Source organism: Actinokineospora xionganensis, from assembly GCF_014323725.1.
GTDB lineage: Bacteria > Actinomycetota > Actinomycetes > Mycobacteriales > Pseudonocardiaceae > Actinokineospora > Actinokineospora xionganensis.
The window spans coordinates 180,238-202,068 of the sequence record NZ_JABVED010000011.1 but is presented as its reverse complement, the minus strand read 5'-3'; the positions used below and the strand labels follow the sequence as shown (position 1 = coordinate 202,068).

Here is a 21,831-nt window from a genome sequence, read left to right as displayed (position 1 = left end):
GCACTGGTACAAGCAGGTCTTCCGCGGCTGAGCGCGCTGCGACGGCTCAGCCCGCCTCGCCGGCCAGTAGGGGGTCGTTCTCCTTGAGCCGCTTGAGTTCCGCGGCGACGTCGTAGTCCGGTGCCGGCAGCTGGGGGTCGAGATCGCGCAGGGTCTCCAGGAGAATCCGCGCGATCGACCAGTTGCGGTACCACTTGCGGTCGGCCGGAATGGCGTACCAGGGGGCGTCCTCGGTGGAGCAGCGGTCGAGGACGTCGGCGTAGGCCTGCTCGTAGTCGGTCCACTTGGCCCGGACGTCGAGATCGCCCGGGTTGTGCTTCCACTGCTTCTCCGGGGTCTCCAGCCGGGCAAGCAAACGTTCGCGCTGCTCGTCTGCGGAGATGTTCAGGAAGCACTTCACCACCGTGGTGCCCGCCTCGGCGAGTTCGGCCTCGAACTCGTTGATCTGGTCGAAGCGCGGTTCCCACTGCGCGGGCGGGACCAACTCGTCGACCCGCACGACCAGGACGTCCTCGTAGTGCGACCGGTCGAACACGCCGATCAGGCCCGCCGTCGGGACCTGCTTGCGGATACGCCAGAGGAAGTCGTGGCGCTTCTCCGCGGGCGTGGGCTTCTTGAAGGACGCGATCCGGACGCCCTGCGGGTTCAACAGGCCGAAGACGTGCTCGATCGTGCCGCCCTTGCCCGAGGTGTCCATGCCCTGCAGGACCAACAGGACACTGCGGTCGCCGCCGCCGAAGGTGCCCTCCACCCACAGCGCCTCCTGCAGCCTGCCCAGCTCCGCACCGGTCTCGGCCAGGCCTTCCGCGGCCTGCGCCTTGGACTTCGGGCCGACCGGGGTGTCGCGTGGCTCGTGCGGGATCCCGCCGCCCGGGCGTACCCTCAGCGCGTCGCGGACGGACGTGGACGTGCCCTGTTTCTTACCCATCCAGGAAGACTAAACCGCCGAGCCGACTTCCGCTCGTGCAACAAACGACTGCTCAACCCGGGAATGGCGCAACGAATCAGCGTAATAAGCAACACTCGCCGGATGAAACCATCATGCCGCCCCCTTAGCCTGGGGACATGACCGTGACCGTCCCTCCCACCACCGCAGCCACGCCGGAGTCGGCGGCCGACTTCATCGCTCTCGACGAGCAGTGGAGCACGCACAACTACCACCCGCTCCCGGTGGTGATCACCGAGGCCGAGGGAGCCTGGGTGACCGACGTGCACGGCAACCGCTACCTCGACTTCCTCGCCGGGTACTCCGCGCTCAACTTCGGCCACCGCCACCCCGCGCTCGTCGCCGCGGCGGTCGAGCAGCTGCACAAGGTGACGCTGACCAGCCGCGCCTTCCACCACGACCAGCTCGGGCTGTTCTGCCGCGAGCTGGCCGAGCTGACCGGCACCGACCTCGTGCTGCCGATGAACTCCGGCGCCGAGGCCGTCGAGTCCGCGGTGAAGGTGGCCCGCAAGTGGGCCTACCGGGTCAAGGGCGTCCCGGAGAACACCGCCGAGATCATCGTCGCGGGCTCGAACTTCCACGGCCGGACCACCACGATCATCTCGTTCTCCACCGACGAGGTCGCCCGCGCCGACTTCGGCCCGTTCACCCCGGGCTTCAAGGTCGTCAAGTACGGCGACGCGCAGGCGCTGGAAGCCGCCATCACCGACCGCACGGCCGCGATCCTGGTCGAGCCGATCCAGGGTGAGGCGGGCGTGCTCGCGCCGCCGTCGGGCTACCTGCGCGAGGTCCGCGCGCTGTGCGACCGCAACAACGTGCTGTTCATCGCCGACGAGATCCAGTCCGGCCTGGCCCGCACCGGCACCCTGTTCGCCCTCGACGCGGAAGGCGTCCGCGCCGACCTGTACACCCTGGGCAAGGCGCTCGGCGGCGGCATCCTGCCGGTCTCCGCGGTCGTCGGCCGCGGCGACGTCCTGGGCGTGCTCAAGCCCGGTGAGCACGGCTCGACCTTCGGCGGCAACCCGCTGGCCTGCGCCGTGGGCCGGGCGGTGATCAAGCTGCTCGCGACCGGCGAGTTCCAGGAACGTTCGGCGACCCTGGGCGCGTACCTGCACGGGCGCCTCGGCGAGTTGGTCGGGAACGGCGTCGCGGAGGTGCGCGGCCGCGGCCTCTGGGCAGGCGTCGAGATCGCCCCCGGCGGCCCGTCCGGACGGGTCGCCTCGGAGGCCCTCATGCAGCGCGGCGTGCTGTGCAAGGAAACCCACGACACGACGCTGCGGGTCGCGCCGCCGCTGGTGATCACCGAGGCGGAGATCGACCTCGGGGTCGACGCCATCGCCTCGATCGTCACCCACTGAACTCCGGGCGGCCGGGAGCTGTGAGCCCCGGCCGCCCGGCCTCCACTCACCGAAACGCCGCCACCACGGCAGCCCGTTCCCGCAGGACGCGGGCGTTGTCGCTCGTCTCGGCGTTGCCCAAGACCTGGCCCTTGTACTTCACCAGCGGGCTCGACCAGTAGTTGATCCGCGGGCACGGAGCCGGGCAGGCGTACGACATGATCGTCCGGAATCGCCCCGGCACCACATGCCCGTGTCCATGGCGGAAGCCACCCACCTCGTTGGCCGCGTCGTGGTCCGCCCCGAAGTTGTGCCCGATCTCGTGCGCCAGGCTGAAGTTCGCCCGCGCGCAGTCGGTGTTGACCACCGAGAACGCCGTGTTGGCCGTCGCCTTGATGAAGCCGACGCCGCAGTTCCCGTTGTGCCGCACCAGCATGCTCACCACATCGGCCTTGACCTCGTCCCGCTTGGCGGCCACCCCGCCGACCCGGCCGGTCCTGAGCGCGCTGAGGTCCTTGTCGAAACCCCGCTCGGCGTAGTCGGTCGGCAGGACGCCCGCGAGTTCGAACCTGATCGGCAGGCGGTTGTTGGCGAAACCCCGGTTGGCCGTGGCGATGGCCAGTTCGGCGAGGCCCCGCAGATCCGGCACCGTCGAGGCCTGCTCGCTCGCCGCGACCAGCACCCGCACGACGGTCACTCCCACCGAGACGCTCACTCCGAGGGTATCCGGCTCACCCGTCGGTGTGGCGTGTCGCGATGGCGGCATGGTGGCGTAGTCGACCTCGTCGAAGAGGTGCCCGCCGCCCGCGGCGGGCCGCAGCGTGTACGCCGTGCCGCCGTGGGCGACCGTGCCGGTCACCTGGTCGCCGTGGCGGATCAGGGTGACCGCTTCGAGCGAGTCGCTCAGCGGCGCGCCGTCGACACCGCCGAACCAGGCGATCCCACCGGACCCGGTGACCTCCGTGTGGTCGCGCACCGCCCGCACCACCTGGTCGCCGAGCGGAATCTCGATCGCCTCCGTGTCCGGCGACACCACCGCCGCGTCGACCCGCACCAGCGCGCTGTTCGCCACGCCGGCGGCCACCACGTCGGACCGTGACTCGACCAGGAAGAGGGCGGCGGGCCGCGCGGCGCCCGCCATCGTCGGTGACGCGAGCAGAGCGGCGGCGGCAAGGGCGCAGGCGCCGAGGCGAGTCCTCATATGACCGTCCCGAGTAGTCGGATGGGCCTCCAGACTCACCCAGCCGCTCCGCGTGCGGAAAGCCACGCGCCGAACCGACCGGGTGGAAGCCCGGCCTTTCGGGGGAACGCGTTATCGCGCCCTGCGCACGCGGGTCTCGTCCCACACCGGCTCGTCCGATTCGGACACCACGCCGTCCGATTGGAAAACCAGGAACCGGTTGAACGACCGGGCGAACCAGCGATCGTGGGTCACCGCGACCACCGTGCCCTCGTAGGCCTCCAACGCGTCCTGCAGCGCCTCGGCCGAATGCAGGTCGAGGTTGTCGGTGGGCTCGTCGAGCAGCAGCAGGGTCGAGCCGCCCAGTTCGAGCAGCAGGATCTGGAACCGGGCCTGCTGTCCGCCCGAGAGGGTCTCGAACCGCTGCTCGGCCGACCCGCCGAGGCCGTAGCGGCTCAGCACCGAGGCCGCCGCGCCGCGGTCGAGACCGGTGCGCGCGCCTTCGCCGTGCCAGAGGATGTCGACCAGCGTGCGGCCGACCCACTCCGGGTGGTGGTGGGTCTGGGCGAACAGACCCGGCACCACGCGCGCGCCGAGCTTGCGGACGCCGGTGTGCGCGACGCTGTCGCCGTCGGCCAGCAGGCGCAGGAAGTGGCTTTTGCCCGAACCGTTGGAGCCGAGCACCGCGACCCGGTCGCCGAAGAAGACCTCGACGTCGAACGGCTTCATCAGACCCGTGAGTTCCAGGTTCTCGCACGTGATCGCCCGGATTCCCGTGCGACCGCCGAGCAGCCGCGGCTTGACCTTCTGCGGCCGCGGCGGGACCGGCGGCGGGCCGATCTCCTCGAACTTGCGCAGCCGCGTCTGCGCGGCCTTGTACCGGCTGGCCATCTCGTGCGACGACGCCGCCGCGCGCTGCATCAGCTTGACCAGGTCCTGCAGCTTGGCGTGCTCCTCGTCCCAGCGCCGCTGCTGCTCGGCGATGCGCTCCCAGCGCGCCTCGCGGGCGTCGTGCCAGCTGACGAATCCGCCGGAGTGCGTCCACGCCGTGCCCGCCTCGACCGTGACGACCTGGGTAGCCACCCCGGCGAGCAGCTCACGGTCGTGGCTGATCAGCAGGATCGCCTTCGCGCTCTCCGCCAGCTGCCGCTCCAGCCAGCGCTTGCCCGGCACGTCGAGGTAGTTGTCCGGCTCGTCGAGCAGCAGGACTTGCTCGCGCCCGCGCAGGAGCGCCTCCAACACCAACCGCTTCTGCTCGCCACCGGACAAGGTCCGGACCTCGCGATAGCGCGCCTTGTCGTAGCCGACGCCGAGCGCGGCGACGGTCACGGTGTCCCACAGGACTTCCGCGATGTACCCACCAGCCTCGTCGTAATCGGCGATCGCCTGGGCGTAGCGCATCTGCGTCGGCTCGTCGTCGGTCTCCATCAGGGCCAACTCGACCCGGTCCAGCTCCGCCGACGCCGCCCGCAGCGAGGCCGGGGCCACGGCAAGAAGCAAGTCGTGCACCGTGCGGTCGTCGCGGACCGAGCCGACGAACTGCGGCATCACCGCCAACCCACCCTGCACCGAGACACCGCCGTCCGGCGAGGTCAGCTCCCCGCTGATGATCCGCAGCAGCGTGCTCTTGCCCGCCCCGTTCTCCCCGACCACCGCGACGACCTGGCCCGCGCCGATGCGCAGTCCGGCGTCGCGGAACAGCGTCCGGCCGTCGGGCAGCGTGTAAGAAAGCCCGGAGGCGTCGAGGTGTCCCATGCCCGAGATGGTGTCTTATGAGGGCCGCCGGAGGCGAACCAGTTGTCGGGCATAGTGGCGGCGTGGAACGTCCGCTGCTCACCGCGCCCCGATTCGCCTTGACCCTGGCGGTCCTCTTCGTGCTCGCCATGGCCGTGATCGGGGTGGACGTCGCGGGCAACACCGCGGAGGGCCCGTTCGACAAGGCCGTGTTCGACGTGATGACCCGCAGGCCCGACCTGGCGATCCCGCTGACCCTGTGCACGCACCCCGCCGCGATGGTCGCCGTCATCGCGATCATGGCGGCCATCGCCGTGCGGGCGGGCAGGCCCAAGGTGGCCGTGTTGGCTGTCCTCGGGCCGGTGCTCGCGGCCGGGATCAACACCGTCGCGCTCAAGCCGCTCTTCAACCGCACGCACCAGGACACCCTCGCCTACCCGAGCGGCCACACGACGACCCTGGTGGCGATCCTCACGGTGATCGTCCTCGTCGCCGCGGCGAACTCGACCCGCGCCCAGACGGTCCGCACCGCGGTGATCGCCTTCGGGTTGTACGTCGTAGGCGCGGGAGCCATCGTCGGCCGCGAGTTCCACTACCTCACCGACACGATCGGCGCGCTGTTCTGGGGCGTCGCCGCGGTGATCGTCTTGGCCGCTTTGATCGACTTGGCGGCCAAGCGTGTGGGCGATACACCTTCCGTCAGATGACTCGCTGAAAGCACCTCACCGTAACGAGTTCACCCGGTCGGATCACCCGAAGTAGCGAACAGACCACCCTGTGGCGTCAGAGCGTCGCGGGCGTACTGTGCGTGTACGGGGAAGCCGGACGAGAGGATGTACGTGACTGACACGCCCATCTACGACCAGGTGCGCCAGGAGTTGCGGGATCATCCGCGACCCGCCAAGGCCCGATCACGGGCCGCCGACTCGGACGCCGGTGTGTCCGTGTGGGCCTTGATCGACCGCTCGCAGCGCGCCGCCGACTCCCCGCGGCGCTGACTCAGCGAGCGGCCGCCGCGTCCCGGGACAGCGCGACCAGCCTGCTGACCGCGCGCAGGTACTTCTTGCGGTAGCCGCCGCGCAGCATGTCCTCGGTGAACAGGGCCGACACCGGCTCCCCCGACACGACAACCGGGATGGCGCGGTCATAGAGCCGGTCGGCGAACGACACCACGCGCAGTGCGACGTCCTGGTACTTCAGCGCGTGCACGCCGCGCAGGTGCACCGCCGTCACGCCGTCGACGAGCTTGCCGTAGCGCGAGGGGTGCAGCGAGGCGAGGTGCCCGCAGAGCGCGTCGAAATCGTCCACAGTGGACCCTTCGACCGCCTCCGCGCTGGCCGCCAGGTCCAGCTCCGACAGCGGGGCTGGCGCGTCGGGCAGGCCGCGGTGGCGGTAGTCCGGCCCGTCGACCCGCACCACGGAGAACCGCGACGACAGGGCCTGGATCTCGCGCAGGAAGTCGTCCGCGGCGAAGCGGCCCTCGCCGAGCTTGTCCGGCAACGTGTTCGACGTGGCCGCGACGTGCACGCCCGCGTCGGTGAGCTGGGACAACAGCCGGGTGACGAGCATGGTGTCGCCGGGGTCGTCGAGTTCGAACTCGTCGATCGCGAGCAGCCGATGCTGCTTGAGCCGCTCCACGGCCTGGGTGAAGCCGAGCGCGCCGACGAGGTGGGTCAGCTCGACGAACGTCCCGTAGGCCTTCGGCCCGGGCACGGCGTGCCAGATCGAGGCGAGCAGGTGGGTCTTGCCGACGCCGAAGCCGCCATCGAGGTAGAGCCCGGGCCGACCCGTCTGCGCCTTGCCGCCGAACATGCGGGAGAACAGCGACTTGTCCGGCCGCGCGTCCACCTTCGCGGCGAACGCGGCGCAGTCGCGCACCGCGGCGGCCTGGCTCGGCTCGTCCGGGTTCGGGACGTAGGTGTCGAACCGGACCGCGCCGAACCGGGGCGGCGGGGCCATCGTGGCGATCAGCTCCTCCGCGCCGATCTCGGGCGCGCGGGCGAGCAGGCTGGCGGGCATGCACGGGAGCGTAGCGGCGTGATGGGATGTCCTGGTGCACATGTTGTGGCCCGAGAACCGGGTTTCCCCAGGTCAGGCTTCACCGGCTGTGGTGGACGACACCGCACTCGAAGTGCTCTACGCCTATCCGGCCGACCTTGACCGGGCTTGGGTACAGGTCAACTTCGTCAGCAGCACCGACGGCGCGGTCGCCGTGGCGGGGCAGTCGGCGGGCCTGTCCAGCCCCGGCGACAAGCGGATCTTCGCCCTGGGCCGCGACCTCGCCGACGTGGTGCTCGTGGGTTGGGGCACCGCGCGCGACGAGCGCTACCGCGGGATCAAGAGCACGGAGCTGCGACGTGAGCGGCGTTCCCGGCTCGGTCTGGCGCCGGTGCCGCCAATCGCCGTGGTCACCGGGCGGTGCTCGGTGGAACCGGACTCACCGCTGGTGACCGACACCCGGGTGCCGACCATCGTCGTGACCGCCGAGTCCGCCCCGGCGGCCCGGCGCGCGGCGCTGACGGCGGCGGGCGCGGAGGTGGTCGTGGCCGGGGACGAGCGGGTCGATCCGCGGGCCGCGCTGGTCGAACTGGCCGCGCGCGGGTTGCGGCGGGTGTGCTGTGAGGGCGGCCCGCAGCTGTTCGGCTCGCTGATCGAGGCGGACCTGGTGGACCAGCTGTGCCTGACGGTCTCGCCGCTGCTCGCGGGCGGGCGCGCGGGGCGGATCGCCATGGGGGCGCCGCCGGAGGTGCCGCGCAGGCTCGCGCTGGCGTCGGTGCTGACCGAGGACGGCTTCCTGATGCTGCGCTACCGCCGCGAGGAGTGACACACTCGTCGAGCGGGCGGCAACTATCCACATGAGACGCCGGATGTCATCTGATGGTGTCCTTTTGGGTTAACTCTTTCCGGTCAACCTGCCGCTTCACCCGGGCAAGTCCCCCGGCCCCTTTGAGAATGGATGCGACGTCGATCCGTTGCAATCCAGCCGAAGGAGCCTGCCCAGCATGGTGACGACCAACAGTCAGAACGACCTGCGCGACGCGGTCCCGGCCGCCCGCCAGTCCCCGGCGCCCGCCCGTCTGGCCGATGAGAACGGCCAGGGCAAGACCACCATCGCGTCCAACGTCGTGCAGAAGATCGCGGGCATGGCCGCCCGAGAGGTCTCCGGCGTGCACGCGATGGGCGGCGGAATGTCCCGCGCGTTCGGCGCGATCAAGGAACGCATCCCCGGCGCGGGCACGTCGTCCACCGCGGGCGTGTCGGTGGAGGTGGGCGAGAAGCAGGCCGCGATCGACCTCGACATGATCGTCGAGTACGGCGCGAGCATCGCCGACCTCGCGCGTGCGGTCCGCCGCAACGTGATCACCGCGGTCGAGCGGATGACGGGCCTGGAGGTCATCGAGGTCAACATCTCCGTCGAGGATGTCCACCTGCCCGACGACAACGGGGGCGACGAGGCCCCCGAGAAGTCCCGGGTCGAATGACCGCGATCCACACCGGAGAGTTGGTCGACCGGATCGGCGAGGCTGTCCTCGCCGATCCGGCCGTGGTCCGGCTCGACGGCGGGCCTTTCCAGACCATCGCGACCTACCTGCCTGGACGGCGCGTGGTCGGTGTGACCGCGGCCGACCGGATCACCGTCTCGGTGGTCCTGCGGCTCGATCAGCCGATCCCCGCGGTCGCCGCGGCCCTGCGCGAGCGGGTCCGGCGCGTCGCGGGCGACCTCCCGATCGATGTGCACGTCAACGACCTCGAGAGCAAGGAAGAACCGGTATGAACACGACCCAGCTCGGCCTGGTCTCGGGCCTGCTGCTCGGACTGGCCGCCACCCAGGGGTTCGGCGCGTTCATGATCACCCTGGTGCTCGGCTTCGTCGGCCTGGTCGTCGGGCGGGTGCTCGACGGCGAGCTCGACCTGTCCCAGGTGCTCAGCGGCGCCAAGGGCAAGGACCGGTGACCCAGGTCAGCGAGCGGCCGCTAGACGACCGCGGCACCCTGCGCGTCGACCGGTCGGTGGTCCGCAAGATCGCCGAACACGCCGCCGACGAGTCACCCGGCACCACGGCCATGGCCCGCAAGCTGGTGGGCGTCGAGGTCGGCACCCACGGCGCGAAGGTCGACGTCACCGGCGACGGCGACCAGGTCCGGCTCAAGGTCGACGTGGCACTGCACTACCCGGCTCCCGTGCGGACCGTCGTCGAGGACGTGCGCGAGCGCGTCATCGCCGAGGTCGAGCGACTGACCGGCTACCACGTGCGCGGTGTCGACGTGATCGTCTCCGCGCTGCGACCCAAGATCCGTCCCCGAGTGGAGTGAGCCCGTGCGTGTCCTGGTGAGAGTCCTGAGCCTGCTGCTCGGCCTGGCGTTGGCCGCGGCGGGGGCTTTGCTGGCCGTCGAAGTCGCGTGGGCGTGGTGGCGGCCGGAGAGCCCGTCGCTGCTCGTCCCCTGGCGGCAGTGGCGCGAGACGCTGGCCGACCTGAGCTGGCAGAGCACCCCGGTGCTGATCACGGCGGTGGCCGTCGCCGTGGTGGGCCTGCTGCTGGCGCTGTTCGCCTCCCTGGCCCGCCGGACGAACGTCGGCCTGCGGGAGCCGTCACCGGGGGTCACGGTGGAAACGTCGCCGCGTTCGCTGGCCAGGATCGTGGGCACCCGTGTCCGCGGCGAGGACAACGTGACCGGCGCCTCGGTGAGCGCCACGGCGAAGCGGGTCCGGGTGCGCGCCACCAGCGCCCTGGAGTCGGAGGCCCAACTGCGTCCTCGCCTGTCCGATGCCGTCCGGTCCACCCTGGCCGACTTGCCGCTGCAGCGTCAGCCGCAGGTATCCGTGGTCGTCGATTCTCGGAGGGACCGCTCATGACCTCCCCCGCCACCCGCGCCGCCGCCCGCTCCTACGGCGGCGAACGCGCGTTGACCATGACCACCGGCCTGCTCCTGCTGCTGCTCGGAGTGGGCGCGGCCCTGCTGGGCTACGGCGTCTTCGGACAGGACAGGGCAACCCGACCAGTCCTCGACCCAGAAGTCCTGCGAACCCTGGTCGACTGGCAACTGGCGGCCCGCGTCGGCGCGATCGTGCTCGGCCTGCTGCTGCTGGTCCTCGGGCTGCGGATCGTCTTCGCCACCCTGCGCCCGGAACACCACCCGGACCTGGCCCTCAACCCGACCAGGGGCCACGGCGTCCTGGTCACGGCCACCGCCATCACCGAAGCCATCGCGACCGACGCGGAGCAGGTGCCCGGCGTGAGCAAGGCCCGCGCCACCATGGTCGGCGACGAAGACGAGCCCGCCCTGCGGCTGAGCCTGTGGCTGGAGGACGGCACCGACGTCAAACAGGTGTGGCGGGAAGTGGACGACACCGTCCTGCGCCAGGCCCGGGAATCCCTCGGCGTCGACCACCTGCCCACAGCGGTACGCCTGGAACTGAACACAGCAGAACGCCAACGGGTGCGCTGAACTCAGCCCTTCTTGAGCTTGCGCCAGCCACCGGCCCGGTTGTTCGCGATGATCTGCTTGAACATCGCCAGCAGAGCGGGCGCGTTGATCTCCTCGCCCGGACGGACGGCGACGGTGCGCGCCGTCTTGTTGTCGTGGCCGCCGGTGATGATCCCGTCCGGGTCGGGGACGATCGCGCCGTCGTAGAGGAAAATGTTGACGTGGTCCTTCGCGGGCAGCAGCGCGCAGATGTTGCCCTGAAGCACGAAGTACGGCCGGTCGGTGAACTTGATGGTCTCCTCGACCTCGGGGTCGGCGGCGTGCACCAGCTCCCTCACCTGCCGGTAGATCACCTGCTGCCAAGGCAGCAGGCTCTCGATGCGGGCGTCGACGCGTGGATCAGTCATGGCTTTCACGATAATCGCGTTCGGCTGCCGGAAGTCCGCTGAGCGGGCAGTATGGGCGGCGTGGCGCTTCCTCTGACTCCGCCGGTGCAACCGATGCTGGCCAAGGCTGTCAAGTCCATCCCGGACGACACGAACCTCGTGTTCGAGCCGAAGTGGGACGGCTTCCGCTGCCTGGTGTTCCGGGACGGCGACGAGGTGGTCCTGCAGTCGCGTTCGGGCAAGCCGCTCAACCGCTACTTCCCCGACGCCGAAGCGGCCCTGCGGGAGGCGCTGCCGGAGCGGGTCGTGATCGACGGTGAGCTGGTCGTCGACATCGACGGCAGGCTCGACTTCGACAAGCTCGCCGAGCGCATCCACCCGGCGGCGAGCCGGGTGAAGATGCTGTCGGAGACCACGCCCGCGCGCTTCATCGCCTTCGACGTCCTCGCCCTGGGCGACGAACTCCTGCTGGAGACCCCCGGCGTCGAGCGCAGGCGCAGGCTCGAAGACCTGCTGCAGGTCACCGATTCCGTGCACCTGACGCCGGCCACGACCAGCTCCGACCTGGCCCGCCAGTGGTTCGAGATCTTCGAGGGCGCGGGCCTCGACGGGGTGATGGGCAAGCCCGCGGACGGGCCGTACACGCCGAACAAGCGCACGATGCTCAAGTTCAAGCACTCGCGCACAGCGGACTGCGTGGTGGCTGGCTTGCGCTGGTACAAGGACACCGAGCCGGGCGAGGCCGTCGGATCGTTGATGTTGGGGCTCTACGACAACACGGGCGGCCTCAACCATGTCGGTGTCGTCGGGTCGTTCTCGGCGGCCCGCAGGCGGGAACTGGCGGTGGAGCTGGCCGAGCTGATCCCCGGCGGCGCCGAGGGACACCCCTGGGCGAGTTGGCATGAGGCGCAGACGACCCGGATGCCGGGGGCGGTGAGCCGCTGGCGCACCACGGAGCAGCCGTGGGTGCCGCTGCGGCTGGAGCGGGTGGTCGAGGTCGCCTATGAGCACACCGAGGGCGGCTACCCGAGCCGTTTCCGGCACACCGCGCAGTTCCAGCGGTGGCGCCCGGACCGCGAGCCCGCTTCGTGCACGTACGAGCAGTTGGAGGAGCCCGCGCGGTACGACTTGGCGTCGGTGCTGCGCGGTGAGGTGCGGGCGCGCTAGACGTCTGGGCGCGCGGTGCGGGTGGCGCCCGCCGAGGCCGCGACGACGCAGCAGATCGCGACCCACTGGGCGGGGCTGAGGGCCTCCCGAAGCACCACCAGCCCCGCGATAGCGGCGACGGCGGGTTCCAGGCTCATCAGGACACCGAACACCCGCGGCGGGATGCTGCGCAGCGCTTCGAGTTCGAGCGAGTACGGGATCACCGACGACATCAGCGCCACCCCAAGGCCGACGAGCAAGACCATCGGGGAGAGCAGGGCGGTCCCGGCCTCGACGATGCCGATGGGGGCGGCGATCAGTCCGGCGCACGCCATGGCCAGGGCGAGGCCTTTGCCGTCGCTGGACTGGCGGCCGAGTTTGGCGCTGAGCAGGATGTACCCCGCCCAACAGACCCCGGCGCCTAGCGCGAACAGCAGCCCGAGGACGTCCGCCCCACCCAGGGTCTGGGCGAGCAGCACGACCCCGGCCCCGGCGAGCACCGCCCACAGCGCGTCAAGCCAGCGCCGCGAGCCCAGAAGGGCGACGCTGAGGGGGCCGAGGAACTCCACGGTCACCGCGATGCCGAGCGGGATGCGGGCGAGGGAGAGATAGAACAGGACGTTCATCGTGGCCAGCACGAACCCGTAGCCCACGACGACCGGCAAATCAGCCCGCGCGACCCGCGGCGAGGGCCGCCAGATGAGCAGCAGGACGGCGGCGGCGAACACCAGCCGCAGGGTCACCACTCCGGAGGACCCCGTCACCGCGAACAACTGCTTCGCCAGCGCGGCGCCAACCTGCACGCTGACGATCCCCACCAACACCTGCGCCGTCGGCGGAATGGCCCCCACCAACCGAGGCGTCCCGGAGACGATGGCCCCAAACCACGAGGAGGGCGATCGCCCCACCCCGTCGACGTGCGCGACAACCACGAGCCCAAGCCTCCCTTTCCCGCCACCCCGATGCCCCGCCGCAGCAGGCACTCAAGCCCTCGGACGGCCCACCAAGCAAACCCCGCAGCGCTGGACCACACCCCGCGCACGGCAGTGGCTTTGTTGATCTTGCTGTGGACAACTGGCAGACACTGTGGACAATCCCGGCGAATTCATCCTAAGTCGGAGCACGAGGGATTTACCGTGGTCTCACCCACAAGCCGGCACGCTGTGGGCCGGTGATCGGGCATAGGAGGGACGCGCGGGCGTGAGGGTCGGACGGGTGTCCTGGCTGCTGCCGGTCGCGTTGCTTGTCGCGTGTACCGCGGGGCCTTCCGAGCGGCCGGCGATCGTGGTCAACGACGGCGACCCCGGTCCGCCCGCGACCACCGAAGCAGGCCCGCAGCCGCTGCCGCCGCTGGGCGAGCCCAAGAACCAGGCCGTGCGGTGGGCGCAGTGTGGCCCGGAGATCACCGACCGGCTCGCCAAACTGGCTCCGCCCCCCGCACTGAAGATCGACTGCGGCCGCGTCAACGGCGTCCTGGACTCCCCTTACGCGCCTGGCCGGGGCACCATGCGGATGCAGGTGCTGCGCGTGGGCTCCGGGCCCGTGCCGCTCGTCGTGGTGAATGACGTGGATGGGCTGCCCAGCACCCTTTACGCCGTGAAGCTGGCCATGACCCTGTCCCCCGACTTCCTCACCAAGTTCTCCCTCGTCGGCCTCGACCGCCGCGGCACCGGCAACTCCGACGCCGTGCGGTGCGTCCCGGAGGAGGTCCGCGCCGAGTTGGTCGCGCTGGACCCGCGGGCGGGCGACGTCAACGCCTGGGTCGACTTGGCGCGCACCGCCGGGCAGCAGTGCACGCTGGCGCTGGAGTCGCGGCTGCCCGCGATCGACACCTGGCGGACGGCGGCCGACCTCGAGTCGGCCCGGGTGGCACTCGGCATGGAGCGGTTGCACGCCATCGGCCACGGCGAGGGTTCCCGGGTGCTGTCCGTGTTCGCTGAGCGATACCCCAACCGGGTCGGCCGGATGGTCCTCGACGGCGTCCCCGACCCCAACGAGGATGCCGCGGTCACCCTCGCGGGCGTCGCCGAAGGCGCCGACGCCCTGTTCAGCGCGTTCGCCGAGGACTGCGCCCGCCGCGGCTGCGAACTCGGCGCGGACGCCCGCCAAGCGCTGAGCGAGGTGCTCGCCGCGGAGCCACTGGCCACCGACGACTTCGACCTCACCCCCGGGATCGTCCTGCGCGGAGTCCTCGCCGCACTCCCCGACCGGCAGGCGTGGCCCGCCCTGTCGAAAGCCATCGCCGACGCCCGAAGCGGCGTCCCGGACGCTCTGGCCGCCTTCGCCGCCCCCGTGGTCCAGGAAACCGACGAACTTCCCGCGATGTTCGACGGAACCCTCGTGACCAGGTGCAACGACACCCGAGGCCGCCTCTCGACAGCGCAGTTGGAGGCGACGGCGAAGGACTGGAACACCCGATACCCGGTCTTCGGCGGCCTGACCGCGCAGTGGCTGGCGCTGTGCAGCCCGTGGCCGGTGGCGAGCCACCCGGTCACCCAGCCGCACGCGATGTCCGCACCCCCGATCGTCGTCCTGTCGACGGCCACGGACGCGGTCACCCCGCACGCGGGCACCCAACACGCGGCCCAACAGCTGGCGTCGGCGGTGCTGGTGTCCTGGCAGGGAACTGGTCATGGCGCGCTGGGTGTCTCACCGTGCGCGACCGACACGGTTTACACGTTCTTCAGCGACGGCAAGATTCCTCGTGATGGGACTGTCTGCCCGCCCTGATCGCCATCAGCCGCGTGTGGGTTCCTCTCTGACGGGCCATCCGGAAGCTGCCCGTCGGGTTGCCGCTGATTGGCCTGCTTGTTGCCAGTGGGCGATTGCGATCCGCTTGAAGCTTCCTTCTAGCCCAAGTCCCGCAAGGCCCGTTGCGCCGCGTCCAGCTCTGCCTTCAATTGCTCCACCCGGGCCAACTGCCTGCGCTTCGCCGACTCCAAGGCCGTCCCGATCGCCTCGCCCACTCCCGAGGGCAGTGACTTGGCTGCCCGCGCGACGTCGCCTGCGGGTACCGGTTCCCAGCGGACCACCCGCTTCTTTCCCACCACCACGTCCACGGTCCACTCGCCCTCGAGGGTCGAGTGCAGGGTGACAGTCACCTCCGCGGGCTTGTGCGGCGGCGGCTTGCGGACCACGGGGGCGGGCTCGATGCCGACCACCACCTCCGGCATAGCAGCGGCGACCGGTTTGGCCGCGACCGGTGGGGGCGGGGCCTGCTTCGGCTTCGGTGGGGGCTTGACCAGGGTCAACTCCGCCGGCGAGAAGGTGAGTTCGTCGCGTGAGCCGGTGGGGCGGACCTGGATGAAATCGCCTTCCGCGGGCTCGGTGAAACCGATGACCTTGCCCGACTGGCCAGCCGTCACTCCCACGGCCGCCGCCGTGAACCACACGCCCGCGGGTTTGCCCGCCGCCACGTCATTCCTGAGTCGCTCGACCTCTTCGGTCGACAGCGACGCCACCCTCGCCATTCATTTCCTCCCGGTGCACTGGTCCGCGCGTAGTGTGCCCGGTGGGTCCGACAGTTCGGCAGGCCCGCGGCCACCCGTTCGGACGGCACCGGATGCCGTGGACGGACGGCAGGCTTACATTGCCGAAGATGACGGCGCGGTATCTCTGGTGGCGCAGCTGCTACGACGGCGAACTGCACGCGTTCCCGATGGCGCCCGGCACCCCGTTGGGCCACCAGCACTACCGGGCGTCATGCACGCACGCCGCGCCGCCCGACCTGCAGCCTGAAGGCAGTGACGGGCCGCGGTGCGAGCTCTGCGTGATGATCCTGGAAACCCGGCAGTCCACTTAGGACTCAGTGTTCGCGAAGCCGGTATTCGCAACCGTATTCGACCGCGTAATGCAGGTCGTAATGATGCACGATCTTGGGCCCGCCGTGCAGATGGACATGGGTCACCGTCGACCGCGGACTCTCCGGCGACGCCGCCAGCGTGTCGACCCGGCCGTCCAATGGACCGCCGACGTAACGCACAAGGTACGAATCCGTCATGGCGGTCTCCTTCCCTTCCTTGCAGTGTAAAGGAAGGGAACGACAAATTCGCGTCTCTACCGGTGCAGACCCATGTGGAACCGCAGAAGTGAGACGTGGTGTTCGCCGAGTGTCGTCGACACGCGGAGCAGTGCGTCCACCCGGGTGATGCGCTCGACGGTGGGCGTCAGGTAGGAAGTCGCGGAGCTGTTCCTGAGCCAGGAGAGGACATCCGACCGTGCCTGGCCGCCCAGGAAAGCATCCTCGAGGAGCGCGAGATCCGTCTCGATCCGGGTCCACGTGTCGCGCGCCACGAGCAGCAGGTATGCGGCGAAGCGGATGTGACGCGGATGGTCGACACCCAAGTGGCGCAACAGGAACGACATGTCGAGTTCACGCCCGCGCAGGGACAGCACCACCTGTCGCGTCACCGGGGGCGACGGGTCGGCGAGCATGGGTGCGAGCCGGTCGACCGGTGTGTCACCCAATCGCCGCAACGCGCGGACGGTCTCGACACGGACCCGGGCGGTGGGATGGCTGAGGTAGGGATACAACGACTTGGCATCAGCACCGGTCTCACCCAGGCCCGCGATGCCCTCGGCCGTCGGCGGAACAGCGAGCAGCGCCCGATAAGCCGCCGCGGGGTCGCGTCCCGCGCGCCGCAGCACAGCCTGGGCCGTAGCGCGGACCAGGCCGCTGCGGTCGGTCAGCGCGGCTTCGGCCGGGTCGACCTCACCGGCCAGCCCCAACGCGTGCACGGCCTCCGCGCGAACCCCAGCCGTTCTGTTCGATAACAGCAGGCGCGTGACGTCCGGATCGCGCATGCGGATCACCGCCTCCGCACAGCGCACCCTGATGGCGATGTCATCGTCGAAGCGCACCGCGTGCAGGAGTCGATCGAGAGGCAGCCGCGCCAAGGCGATCCGCAACGCGGCACGGCGGACCACCCGATGCCGCGAGTCGAGTGCCGACTCCAGGACCTCGGCGGGCCCATCCCGCAGGTGCTCGTCGAGCACACCGGCCAGCCAACCCCCTTCGACCTTCCTGGACAGGACGAACGCGAGCGGTGCGAACGCCTCGAACGCGGCCCTCGGCGACTCGGCCAGGCACCGCAGAACCACCTCCCGGGCGCGGGAACGGACCTGCGGCACCCAATCGGCGCAGCGCAGGGCGAGCGCGGGCCACACGGCGGGGTCGCCGAGTTCGGCGATCTCGGTCAAGGCGGTCTCACGCACCCACCCGGACCGGTCACAGGCCGCGATGGCGACGGCGAGCGCGCGGGTGGCCGAGCGATCACGGGGGCGCTGCCAGTAACGCCGGGTGTCGGTGTCGAAGGCGATCCACAGCCAGGGGTCGTCACCGGCCAGCGTGCGGCGGGCGGCGGCGGTCGCCCAGCTCTCCGTGGGGTCAGGTGTCGTCACGGGCTTTCGAGGGTTGGACCCGTTTGGGCTCCCCCGGCATCTTGGGATAGTCGGGCGGATAGGGCAGGTCACCCAGCCCGTGGTCGCGCTCGTCACGGTCGGCCAGCTCGATCAGCGGCTCCAGCGAGAACGCCTTCTCGGCCACCGGCGCGTGCAGGTCGCCCACCTGTGCGAACCGGGCGGGCATCGTGAGCACCGAGAAGTCCTCCGGGTGCACGTCGCCCAGTTCGTCCCAGGTGACCGGTGCGGACACCAGCGCGCGCTGGGTCGGGCGGATCGAGTACGCGGAGGCGATGGTGCGGTCACGCGCCATCTGGTTGTAGTCGATGAAGATGCGCGAGCCGCGCTCCTCCTTCCACCAGTTGATCGTCACCTCGTCGGGCATCCGCCGCTCCACCGAGCGCCCGAAGGCGATCAGCGCGCGGCGGACCTCCACGAAGGTCCAGCGCGGCTCGATGGGCACGTAAAGGTGCACGCCCCGACCGCCCGAAGTCTTGGGGAACGCCTCGATGCCGTGCTCGGCGAGCAGCTCACGCACGGTGAACGCGACCTTGACCGCGTCGGTGAAGTCGGTGCCCGGCTGCGGGTCGAGGTCGATCCGCAGCTGGTCGGGGTGGTCGACGTCGGTCCGGCTGACCGGCCACGGGTGGAACGTCAGCGTGCCCAGGTTCACCGCCCACGCCACCACCGCCAGCTCCGTCGGGCAGACCTCGTCGGCGGAACGGCCGCTGGGGAAGGCGATGCGCGCGGTCTCGACGTAATCGGGCGCGCCCTTCGGGATGCGCTTCTGATAGAACGCGTCACCCCGGTTGTCCGCCCTGGTGGACAGCTTCGCGCCCTCGAAGACGCCGCCAGGCCAGCGTTCCAGCGTCGTCGGCCGCTCACGCAGAGCGCCGAGGATGCCGTCGCCCACGGACAGGAAGTACTCGACGATCTGGCGCTTGGTCAGCCCCAGTTCGGGAAAGTACGGCTTGTCCGGATTGGACACTCGCACGGCGCGGTCGCCGACGGTGATCTCCACAGCCTCTGTTGCCACCGCCCCAGACTACGGCGACGAGGCAATGCATGCGCGGAAGTATCCACACCCCCGGTACCGTACTGCTCGTCATAGCTACCGCGATCTGCGAGGAACCCGTACCGGTGAAGATGGACAACAGCCCCGCCAGGGGCACCCGTGACCTGCTGCCCGCGACCGTCGCCGTGCGCGACCATGTCCTGGCCCAGATCACCGAGGTCTACCACCGCTTCGGCTACCAGCGCATCGAGACGCCCGCCCTGGAGAACATCGAGCGCCTCACCGGCGGCCAGGGCGGCGAGAACGAGAAGCTGATCTACCGGGTCCTGCGCCGGGGCCTCGATGAGACGGTCGCCGCCGACACCACCCTCAACGAGCTTGTGGACCTCGGCCTGCGCTACGACCTGACGGTCCCGCTGACCCGCTTCTACGGCAACAACCAGGCGAGCCTGCCGCAGCCGTTCCGCTCGTTCCAGGTCGGGCCCGTGTGGCGCGCCGAGCGCCCGCAGAAGGGCCGCTACCGGCAGTTCTACCAGTGCGACATCGACATGCTGGGCGAGGAGTCCGTGCTCGCCGAGGTCGAACTGATCGAGGCGACCACCGAGGCGCTGGCCGCGGTCGGCCTCGACGGGACCACGGTCCGCGTATCGGACCGTCGGTTCTTGTCCGCGCTGGCCGAGGGCATCGGGCTGCCGGAGGCGGAGTGGACCGGCCTGTTCATCACCCTCGACAAACTCGACAAGGTCGGCTGGGACGGTGTGCGCGCCGAACTGGCGGGCCGCGGCCTCGAAGCCGAGCGGATCGACCAACTACAGGCGAGCATCACCGGCCTGCAGGGCATCGACCCGGCCAAACTCGCCGACCAGCTCACCGCGTCGGTCCCCGGCCTGTCCGACGAGGTTGTCGCCGACCTGTCCGCCACCGCCGACGCGCTGCGCTCGCTGGCCGAGACCAGGCCGCTGACCTGGGAATTCGACCCGACGCTGGTCCGCGGCATGGGCTACTACACCGGTCAGATCTTCGAGATCGTGCACCCCGGCTCGTCCGGCTCGGTCGCGGGCGGCGGGCGATACGACCGGCTGATCGGCCGCTCCCTGGGCCGCGACGTCCCCGCCTGCGGGTTCTCCATCGGCTTCGAGCGCATCGTCGACCTGCTCGAAGGCCAGGCGCGCGGCGAGTCCGTCGCGGTGCTCTACGAGGCCGACGTCCCGCTCGCGCGGGTCACCGGCGCCGCACGCGAGCTGCGCGCGGACGGCCGGTCGGTCTCCCCGATCCGCAGGCGCGGGAAGTTCGGCGCGCAGCTGGGCAGGCTGGAGGAGTGGGGTTTCACCTCGTTCGTCCACCTCAAGAGCGACACCGCGGGTGAAATCGAGGAACGCAAGCTGGGCGACAGGTAACCACGTTCGGGTTACCGTTGAAGCATGGTCGCGACAGGTTCCTCGGGGACAGCCGACGATGAGCCGCGCCCGGGCCCACCGGGCCGGTTCGCCGACGACCTGATCGGTCTGGACCCTGACGACCCCGAGGCCAAGGCGTTCGCCGAGCACCTCGACCGGGTCGAGCGGGTCCGGCCCGGCTACACCGTCGAGGGCTACCTCGGCGGCGTCGGCGACTTCGCCGACGCGGCCAACCGCCTGGGTGGCCACTACCGGGTCACCGCGGGCATCGTGGTGACATTGATCCTGCTCGGCGTCATCGTCGCCGCGTGGGACACACTGGCGTTCGTCTTCAGCATGCTGCTGGGCTGAACCCGTGCGCGCTTGGAGGAGAGATCTCGTGAAACCCGTTGTCGGCGCCACCCCCAAGGTCGTGAAGTCCGAGCAGGAATGGCGGGCGCAGCTCAACCCGGAGGAGTTCGCGGTGCTGCGCCAGGCCGGGACCGAGCGCCCGTTCACCGGTGAGTACACCGACACCAAGACCGTCGGGGTCTACCAGTGCCGCGCGTGCGGGGCGGAGCTGTTCCGCAGCGACACCAAGTTCGAGTCGCACTGCGGCTGGCCGTCGTTCTTCTCCCCGCTCGCGGGCGACACCATCATGCTGCGGGAGGACCGCCAGTTCGGCACCGTGCGCACCGAGGTCCTGTGCGCGACCTGCCACAGCCACCTTGGGCACGTCTTCGAGGGCGAGGGATACCCGACGCCGACCGACCAGCGGTACTGCATCAATTCGATTTCCCTGCGCCTGGTGCCCGATACCTCAAATCCGGCTCAAGAAGCCTAAATCTGGCCCACGGGTTCCCTAAATCTAAATCAAGGTCCCTTGTGCTCGCGGTCACACCGCGAACAGCATGGGTCACGTCAGGGCAACTTGGCGTGAGGGGGGGACCGAGATGAATGAACCGTGGGGAATCGCGGGACCGGATTTTCTGAGAATCTACGTGGTCGCTTTCGCTTTCGCTCTGCTGTTCGCTTTGGCGGTGCGGATCATGGTCCGCGCGGGGTCCGCCGATTCGCGGGCGGCGAGCGGGGCGATCGGGCCGGGTCAGCTCTCGCTCGACGAGCTGGCGTACCTGGCAGGCGGGCCCCGGCGTGTCGTCGAGACCGCTGTCGCCAGGTTGATCGACCGCGAGAAGGTGCGGCCGAGCCGTAAGGGAACCGTGCGGGTGGTCGAGGGGTCCACCGCGACGGACCCGATCGACCAGGCGGTGCTGGCGGACATCCAGCGGAACCGGGAACGCAGTATCGGTCTGCTCGTCGACAAGGTCGGTCGGGGTGACGTCGTGCGCAAGCTCGGCGAATCCCTGGCCCGCAAGGGGTTGCTCGTCGGCGAGGACGCGGCTCGGGCACGTTGGGGGGTCCTGCCGCTGACCGTGCTGTTCGTGGTGGGCGGCGCGCGGTGGACGAACGGGCTGGCGGAGGGGCGGCCGATCGGCTGGCTCACGCTCGCCCTGGTCGTCACCGCGGTGGTGACGGTCCTGCTGTACCGCAAGTCGGTGCCAGACCGGACGTACGCGGCGGAACGGCTGCTCACCGAGGCCCGGGGAACCCGGTCGGCGAGGCAGGTGAACGACGCGGCGGTGCTGTACGGGGGTGCGGCGGGGGTGGTCGGCGTGGTCGCGCTCAGCGGCCTCGCCGCCCACCCCGACACCGAACTCGCCTCGGCTCTGGAATCACAGAAGCAGGCGATCGCCGCGAACAACTCCGGTTCGTCGGGGTGTGGTTCCGGGTCCTCATCCGGGGGAGGATCGTCGTGCGGCAGCAGCGGCGGGGGTGGCTGCGGCGGCGGCGGTGGCTGTGGCGGATGAGATCGAGGGTGACTGGC

Annotated in this window: 27 protein-coding genes; 17 read left to right on the top strand and 10 right to left on the bottom strand. The window is 70.4% G+C overall.

Going from position 1 to position 21,831, the window contains the following annotated elements; genetic code table 11:
* Window positions 1–46 precede the first annotated feature (46 nt).
* Entirely contained in the window at window positions 47–928 is an 882-nt protein-coding gene (locus GPZ80_RS20270) for a PPK2 family polyphosphate kinase (protein WP_187222332.1), read from the bottom strand.
* 137 nt (window positions 929–1,065) lie between these two features.
* Here GPZ80_RS20270 and rocD point away from each other — a divergent pair, with 137 nt between their 5' ends.
* Window positions 1,066–2,304 carry an ornithine--oxo-acid transaminase gene (gene rocD / locus GPZ80_RS20265; protein ID WP_187222330.1) on the top strand — a complete coding sequence of 413 codons (1,239 nt, stop codon included), beginning with the start codon at window positions 1,066–1,068 and terminating at the stop codon, window positions 2,302–2,304.
* Window positions 2,305–2,350: 46 nt separating this feature from the next.
* On the opposite strand, the gene GPZ80_RS20260 is transcribed toward rocD, so the two are convergent.
* Entirely contained in the window at window positions 2,351–3,484 is a 1,134-nt protein-coding gene (locus GPZ80_RS20260; RefSeq protein ID WP_187222328.1) for a reprolysin-like metallopeptidase, read from the bottom strand.
* Window positions 3,485–3,595: 111 nt separating this feature from the next.
* On the bottom strand, window positions 3,596–5,218 hold the full coding sequence (locus GPZ80_RS20255; protein ID WP_187222326.1) for an ABC-F family ATP-binding cassette domain-containing protein: 1,623 nt from the start codon (window positions 5,216–5,218) through the stop codon (window positions 3,596–3,598).
* 62 nt (window positions 5,219–5,280) lie between these two features.
* Between GPZ80_RS20255 and GPZ80_RS20250 the strand changes: the two genes are divergently transcribed.
* Window positions 5,281–5,904, top strand: a complete 624-nt coding sequence (locus GPZ80_RS20250) for a phosphatase PAP2 family protein (protein ID WP_187222324.1) — start codon at window positions 5,281–5,283, stop codon at window positions 5,902–5,904.
* A 132-nt stretch (window positions 5,905–6,036) separates the two neighbouring features.
* Window positions 6,037–6,195, top strand: a complete 159-nt coding sequence (locus tag GPZ80_RS20245; RefSeq protein ID WP_187222322.1) for a hypothetical protein — start codon at window positions 6,037–6,039, stop codon at window positions 6,193–6,195.
* Window position 6,196: 1 nt separating this feature from the next.
* Here GPZ80_RS20245 and zapE read toward each other — a convergent pair whose 3' ends face one another.
* Window positions 6,197–7,216 (bottom strand): cell division protein ZapE, encoded by a 1,020-nt coding sequence (gene zapE / locus GPZ80_RS20240; protein WP_187222320.1) that lies wholly within the window; start codon window positions 7,214–7,216, stop codon window positions 6,197–6,199.
* A 40-nt stretch (window positions 7,217–7,256) separates the two neighbouring features.
* On the opposite strand from zapE, the gene GPZ80_RS20235 reads away from it, so the two are divergent.
* From GPZ80_RS20235 to GPZ80_RS20205, 7 genes are all read left to right on the top strand, one after another.
* Entirely contained in the window at window positions 7,257–8,021 is a 765-nt protein-coding gene (locus tag GPZ80_RS20235) for a pyrimidine reductase family protein (RefSeq protein ID WP_187222318.1), read from the top strand.
* A 178-nt stretch (window positions 8,022–8,199) separates the two neighbouring features.
* Window positions 8,200–8,679: an Asp23/Gls24 family envelope stress response protein gene (locus tag GPZ80_RS20230; RefSeq protein WP_187222316.1), complete on the top strand. Its 480-nt coding sequence runs from the start codon at window positions 8,200–8,202 to the stop codon at window positions 8,677–8,679.
* Entirely contained in the window at window positions 8,676–8,972 is a 297-nt protein-coding gene (locus GPZ80_RS20225; protein ID WP_187222314.1) for a hypothetical protein, read from the top strand. Before GPZ80_RS20230 ends, GPZ80_RS20225 begins: the two co-directional genes overlap by 4 nt.
* Window positions 8,969–9,151 (top strand): hypothetical protein, encoded by a 183-nt coding sequence (locus GPZ80_RS20220; RefSeq protein ID WP_187222312.1) that lies wholly within the window; start codon window positions 8,969–8,971, stop codon window positions 9,149–9,151. Before GPZ80_RS20225 ends, GPZ80_RS20220 begins: the two co-directional genes overlap by 4 nt.
* Complete coding sequence (locus GPZ80_RS20215) at window positions 9,148–9,510, top strand: Asp23/Gls24 family envelope stress response protein (protein ID WP_187222311.1); 363 nt, start codon at window positions 9,148–9,150, stop codon at window positions 9,508–9,510. The genes GPZ80_RS20220 and GPZ80_RS20215 overlap by 4 nt, the downstream gene beginning before the upstream one ends.
* Window positions 9,511–9,514: 4 nt before the next feature.
* A complete protein-coding gene (locus tag GPZ80_RS20210) occupies window positions 9,515–10,051 on the top strand; it encodes a DUF6286 domain-containing protein (protein WP_187222309.1) in 537 nt (178 codons plus the stop codon).
* Complete coding sequence (locus tag GPZ80_RS20205; protein WP_187222307.1) at window positions 10,048–10,644, top strand: alkaline shock response membrane anchor protein AmaP; 597 nt, start codon at window positions 10,048–10,050, stop codon at window positions 10,642–10,644. The genes GPZ80_RS20210 and GPZ80_RS20205 overlap by 4 nt, the downstream gene beginning before the upstream one ends.
* A 2-nt stretch (window positions 10,645–10,646) precedes the next feature.
* On the opposite strand, the gene GPZ80_RS20200 is transcribed toward GPZ80_RS20205, so the two are convergent.
* Window positions 10,647–11,030 carry a DUF1801 domain-containing protein gene (locus GPZ80_RS20200; RefSeq protein ID WP_187222305.1) on the bottom strand — a complete coding sequence of 128 codons (384 nt, stop codon included), beginning with the start codon at window positions 11,028–11,030 and terminating at the stop codon, window positions 10,647–10,649.
* 51 nt (window positions 11,031–11,081) lie between these two features.
* On the opposite strand from GPZ80_RS20200, the gene GPZ80_RS20195 reads away from it, so the two are divergent.
* On the top strand, window positions 11,082–12,176 hold the full coding sequence (locus GPZ80_RS20195) for an ATP-dependent DNA ligase (protein WP_187222303.1): 1,095 nt from the start codon (window positions 11,082–11,084) through the stop codon (window positions 12,174–12,176).
* On the opposite strand, the gene GPZ80_RS20190 is transcribed toward GPZ80_RS20195, so the two are convergent.
* A complete protein-coding gene (locus tag GPZ80_RS20190; RefSeq protein ID WP_187222302.1) occupies window positions 12,173–13,087 on the bottom strand; it encodes an EamA family transporter in 915 nt (304 codons plus the stop codon). The genes GPZ80_RS20195 and GPZ80_RS20190 overlap by 4 nt on opposite strands.
* Window positions 13,088–13,355: 268 nt before the next feature.
* Here GPZ80_RS20190 and GPZ80_RS20185 point away from each other — a divergent pair, with 268 nt between their 5' ends.
* Window positions 13,356–14,885: an alpha/beta hydrolase gene (locus GPZ80_RS20185; RefSeq protein ID WP_187222300.1), complete on the top strand. Its 1,530-nt coding sequence runs from the start codon at window positions 13,356–13,358 to the stop codon at window positions 14,883–14,885.
* 119 nt (window positions 14,886–15,004) lie between these two features.
* On the opposite strand, the gene GPZ80_RS20180 is transcribed toward GPZ80_RS20185, so the two are convergent.
* Window positions 15,005–15,625, bottom strand: a complete 621-nt coding sequence (locus GPZ80_RS20180) for a DUF6319 family protein (protein ID WP_187222298.1) — start codon at window positions 15,623–15,625, stop codon at window positions 15,005–15,007.
* 128 nt (window positions 15,626–15,753) lie between these two features.
* Here GPZ80_RS20180 and GPZ80_RS20175 point away from each other — a divergent pair, with 128 nt between their 5' ends.
* Window positions 15,754–15,957, top strand: a complete 204-nt coding sequence (locus tag GPZ80_RS20175) for a hypothetical protein (RefSeq protein ID WP_187222296.1) — start codon at window positions 15,754–15,756, stop codon at window positions 15,955–15,957.
* A gap of 3 nt (window positions 15,958–15,960) precedes the next feature.
* On the opposite strand, the gene GPZ80_RS20170 is transcribed toward GPZ80_RS20175, so the two are convergent.
* Genes GPZ80_RS20170 through ligD form a run of 3 tightly spaced genes read right to left on the bottom strand, consistent with a single transcriptional unit; the run spans window position 15,961 to window position 18,591 of the window.
* Complete coding sequence (locus GPZ80_RS20170) at window positions 15,961–16,155, bottom strand: DUF8847 domain-containing protein (RefSeq protein WP_187222294.1); 195 nt, start codon at window positions 16,153–16,155, stop codon at window positions 15,961–15,963.
* A 56-nt stretch (window positions 16,156–16,211) separates the two neighbouring features.
* Window positions 16,212–17,555 (bottom strand): hypothetical protein, encoded by a 1,344-nt coding sequence (locus tag GPZ80_RS32155; protein WP_222719556.1) that lies wholly within the window; start codon window positions 17,553–17,555, stop codon window positions 16,212–16,214.
* Window positions 17,542–18,591, bottom strand: a complete 1,050-nt coding sequence (ligD, locus tag GPZ80_RS20160) for a non-homologous end-joining DNA ligase (RefSeq protein ID WP_187222292.1) — start codon at window positions 18,589–18,591, stop codon at window positions 17,542–17,544. Before ligD ends, GPZ80_RS32155 begins: the two co-directional genes overlap by 14 nt.
* Window positions 18,592–18,701: 110 nt before the next feature.
* On the opposite strand from ligD, the gene hisS reads away from it, so the two are divergent.
* The 4 genes from hisS to GPZ80_RS20140 all read left to right on the top strand — a co-directional run bounded on the left by hisS (window position 18,702) and on the right by GPZ80_RS20140 (window position 21,814).
* Complete coding sequence (gene hisS, locus GPZ80_RS20155; protein WP_222719610.1) at window positions 18,702–19,967, top strand: histidine--tRNA ligase; 1,266 nt, start codon at window positions 18,702–18,704, stop codon at window positions 19,965–19,967.
* A gap of 24 nt (window positions 19,968–19,991) precedes the next feature.
* Window positions 19,992–20,318, top strand: a complete 327-nt coding sequence (locus GPZ80_RS20150; protein WP_187222288.1) for a hypothetical protein — start codon at window positions 19,992–19,994, stop codon at window positions 20,316–20,318.
* Between the two features lie 28 nt (window positions 20,319–20,346).
* Window positions 20,347–20,790 carry a peptide-methionine (R)-S-oxide reductase MsrB gene (gene msrB, locus GPZ80_RS20145; RefSeq protein ID WP_187222286.1) on the top strand — a complete coding sequence of 148 codons (444 nt, stop codon included), beginning with the start codon at window positions 20,347–20,349 and terminating at the stop codon, window positions 20,788–20,790.
* A gap of 157 nt (window positions 20,791–20,947) precedes the next feature.
* Window positions 20,948–21,814 carry a TIGR04222 domain-containing membrane protein gene (locus GPZ80_RS20140; RefSeq protein WP_187222284.1) on the top strand — a complete coding sequence of 289 codons (867 nt, stop codon included), beginning with the start codon at window positions 20,948–20,950 and terminating at the stop codon, window positions 21,812–21,814.
* Window positions 21,815–21,831 lie beyond the last annotated feature (17 nt).

What these genes read in the sequence shown, in the direction of transcription:
- GPZ80_RS20270 (WP_187222332.1), bottom strand. Translation starts at nt 928, where the DNA reads ATGGGTAAGAAACAGGGCACGTCCACGTCCGTCCGCGACGCGCTGAGG.
- rocD (WP_187222330.1), top strand. Translation starts at nt 1,066, where the DNA reads ATGACCGTGACCGTCCCTCCCACCACCGCAGCCACGCCGGAGTCGGCG.
- GPZ80_RS20260 (WP_187222328.1), bottom strand. Translation starts at nt 3,484, where the DNA reads ATGAGGACTCGCCTCGGCGCCTGCGCCCTTGCCGCCGCCGCTCTGCTC.
- GPZ80_RS20255 (WP_187222326.1), bottom strand. Translation starts at nt 5,218, where the DNA reads ATGGGACACCTCGACGCCTCCGGGCTTTCTTACACGCTGCCCGACGGC.
- zapE (WP_187222320.1), bottom strand. Translation starts at nt 7,216, where the DNA reads ATGCCCGCCAGCCTGCTCGCCCGCGCGCCCGAGATCGGCGCGGAGGAG.
- GPZ80_RS20235 (WP_187222318.1), top strand. Translation starts at nt 7,257, where the DNA reads ATGTTGTGGCCCGAGAACCGGGTTTCCCCAGGTCAGGCTTCACCGGCT.
- GPZ80_RS20230 (WP_187222316.1), top strand. Translation starts at nt 8,200, where the DNA reads ATGGTGACGACCAACAGTCAGAACGACCTGCGCGACGCGGTCCCGGCC.
- GPZ80_RS20225 (WP_187222314.1), top strand. Translation starts at nt 8,676, where the DNA reads ATGACCGCGATCCACACCGGAGAGTTGGTCGACCGGATCGGCGAGGCT.
- GPZ80_RS20220 (WP_187222312.1), top strand. Translation starts at nt 8,969, where the DNA reads ATGAACACGACCCAGCTCGGCCTGGTCTCGGGCCTGCTGCTCGGACTG.
- GPZ80_RS20205 (WP_187222307.1), top strand. Translation starts at nt 10,048, where the DNA reads ATGACCTCCCCCGCCACCCGCGCCGCCGCCCGCTCCTACGGCGGCGAA.
- GPZ80_RS20200 (WP_187222305.1), bottom strand. Translation starts at nt 11,030, where the DNA reads ATGACTGATCCACGCGTCGACGCCCGCATCGAGAGCCTGCTGCCTTGG.
- GPZ80_RS20195 (WP_187222303.1), top strand. Translation starts at nt 11,082, where the DNA reads ATGGGCGGCGTGGCGCTTCCTCTGACTCCGCCGGTGCAACCGATGCTG.
- GPZ80_RS20180 (WP_187222298.1), bottom strand. Translation starts at nt 15,625, where the DNA reads ATGGCGAGGGTGGCGTCGCTGTCGACCGAAGAGGTCGAGCGACTCAGG.
- GPZ80_RS20175 (WP_187222296.1), top strand. Translation starts at nt 15,754, where the DNA reads ATGACGGCGCGGTATCTCTGGTGGCGCAGCTGCTACGACGGCGAACTG.
- GPZ80_RS20170 (WP_187222294.1), bottom strand. Translation starts at nt 16,155, where the DNA reads ATGACGGATTCGTACCTTGTGCGTTACGTCGGCGGTCCATTGGACGGC.
- hisS (WP_222719610.1), top strand. Translation starts at nt 18,702, where the DNA reads ATGGACAACAGCCCCGCCAGGGGCACCCGTGACCTGCTGCCCGCGACC.
- GPZ80_RS20150 (WP_187222288.1), top strand. Translation starts at nt 19,992, where the DNA reads ATGGTCGCGACAGGTTCCTCGGGGACAGCCGACGATGAGCCGCGCCCG.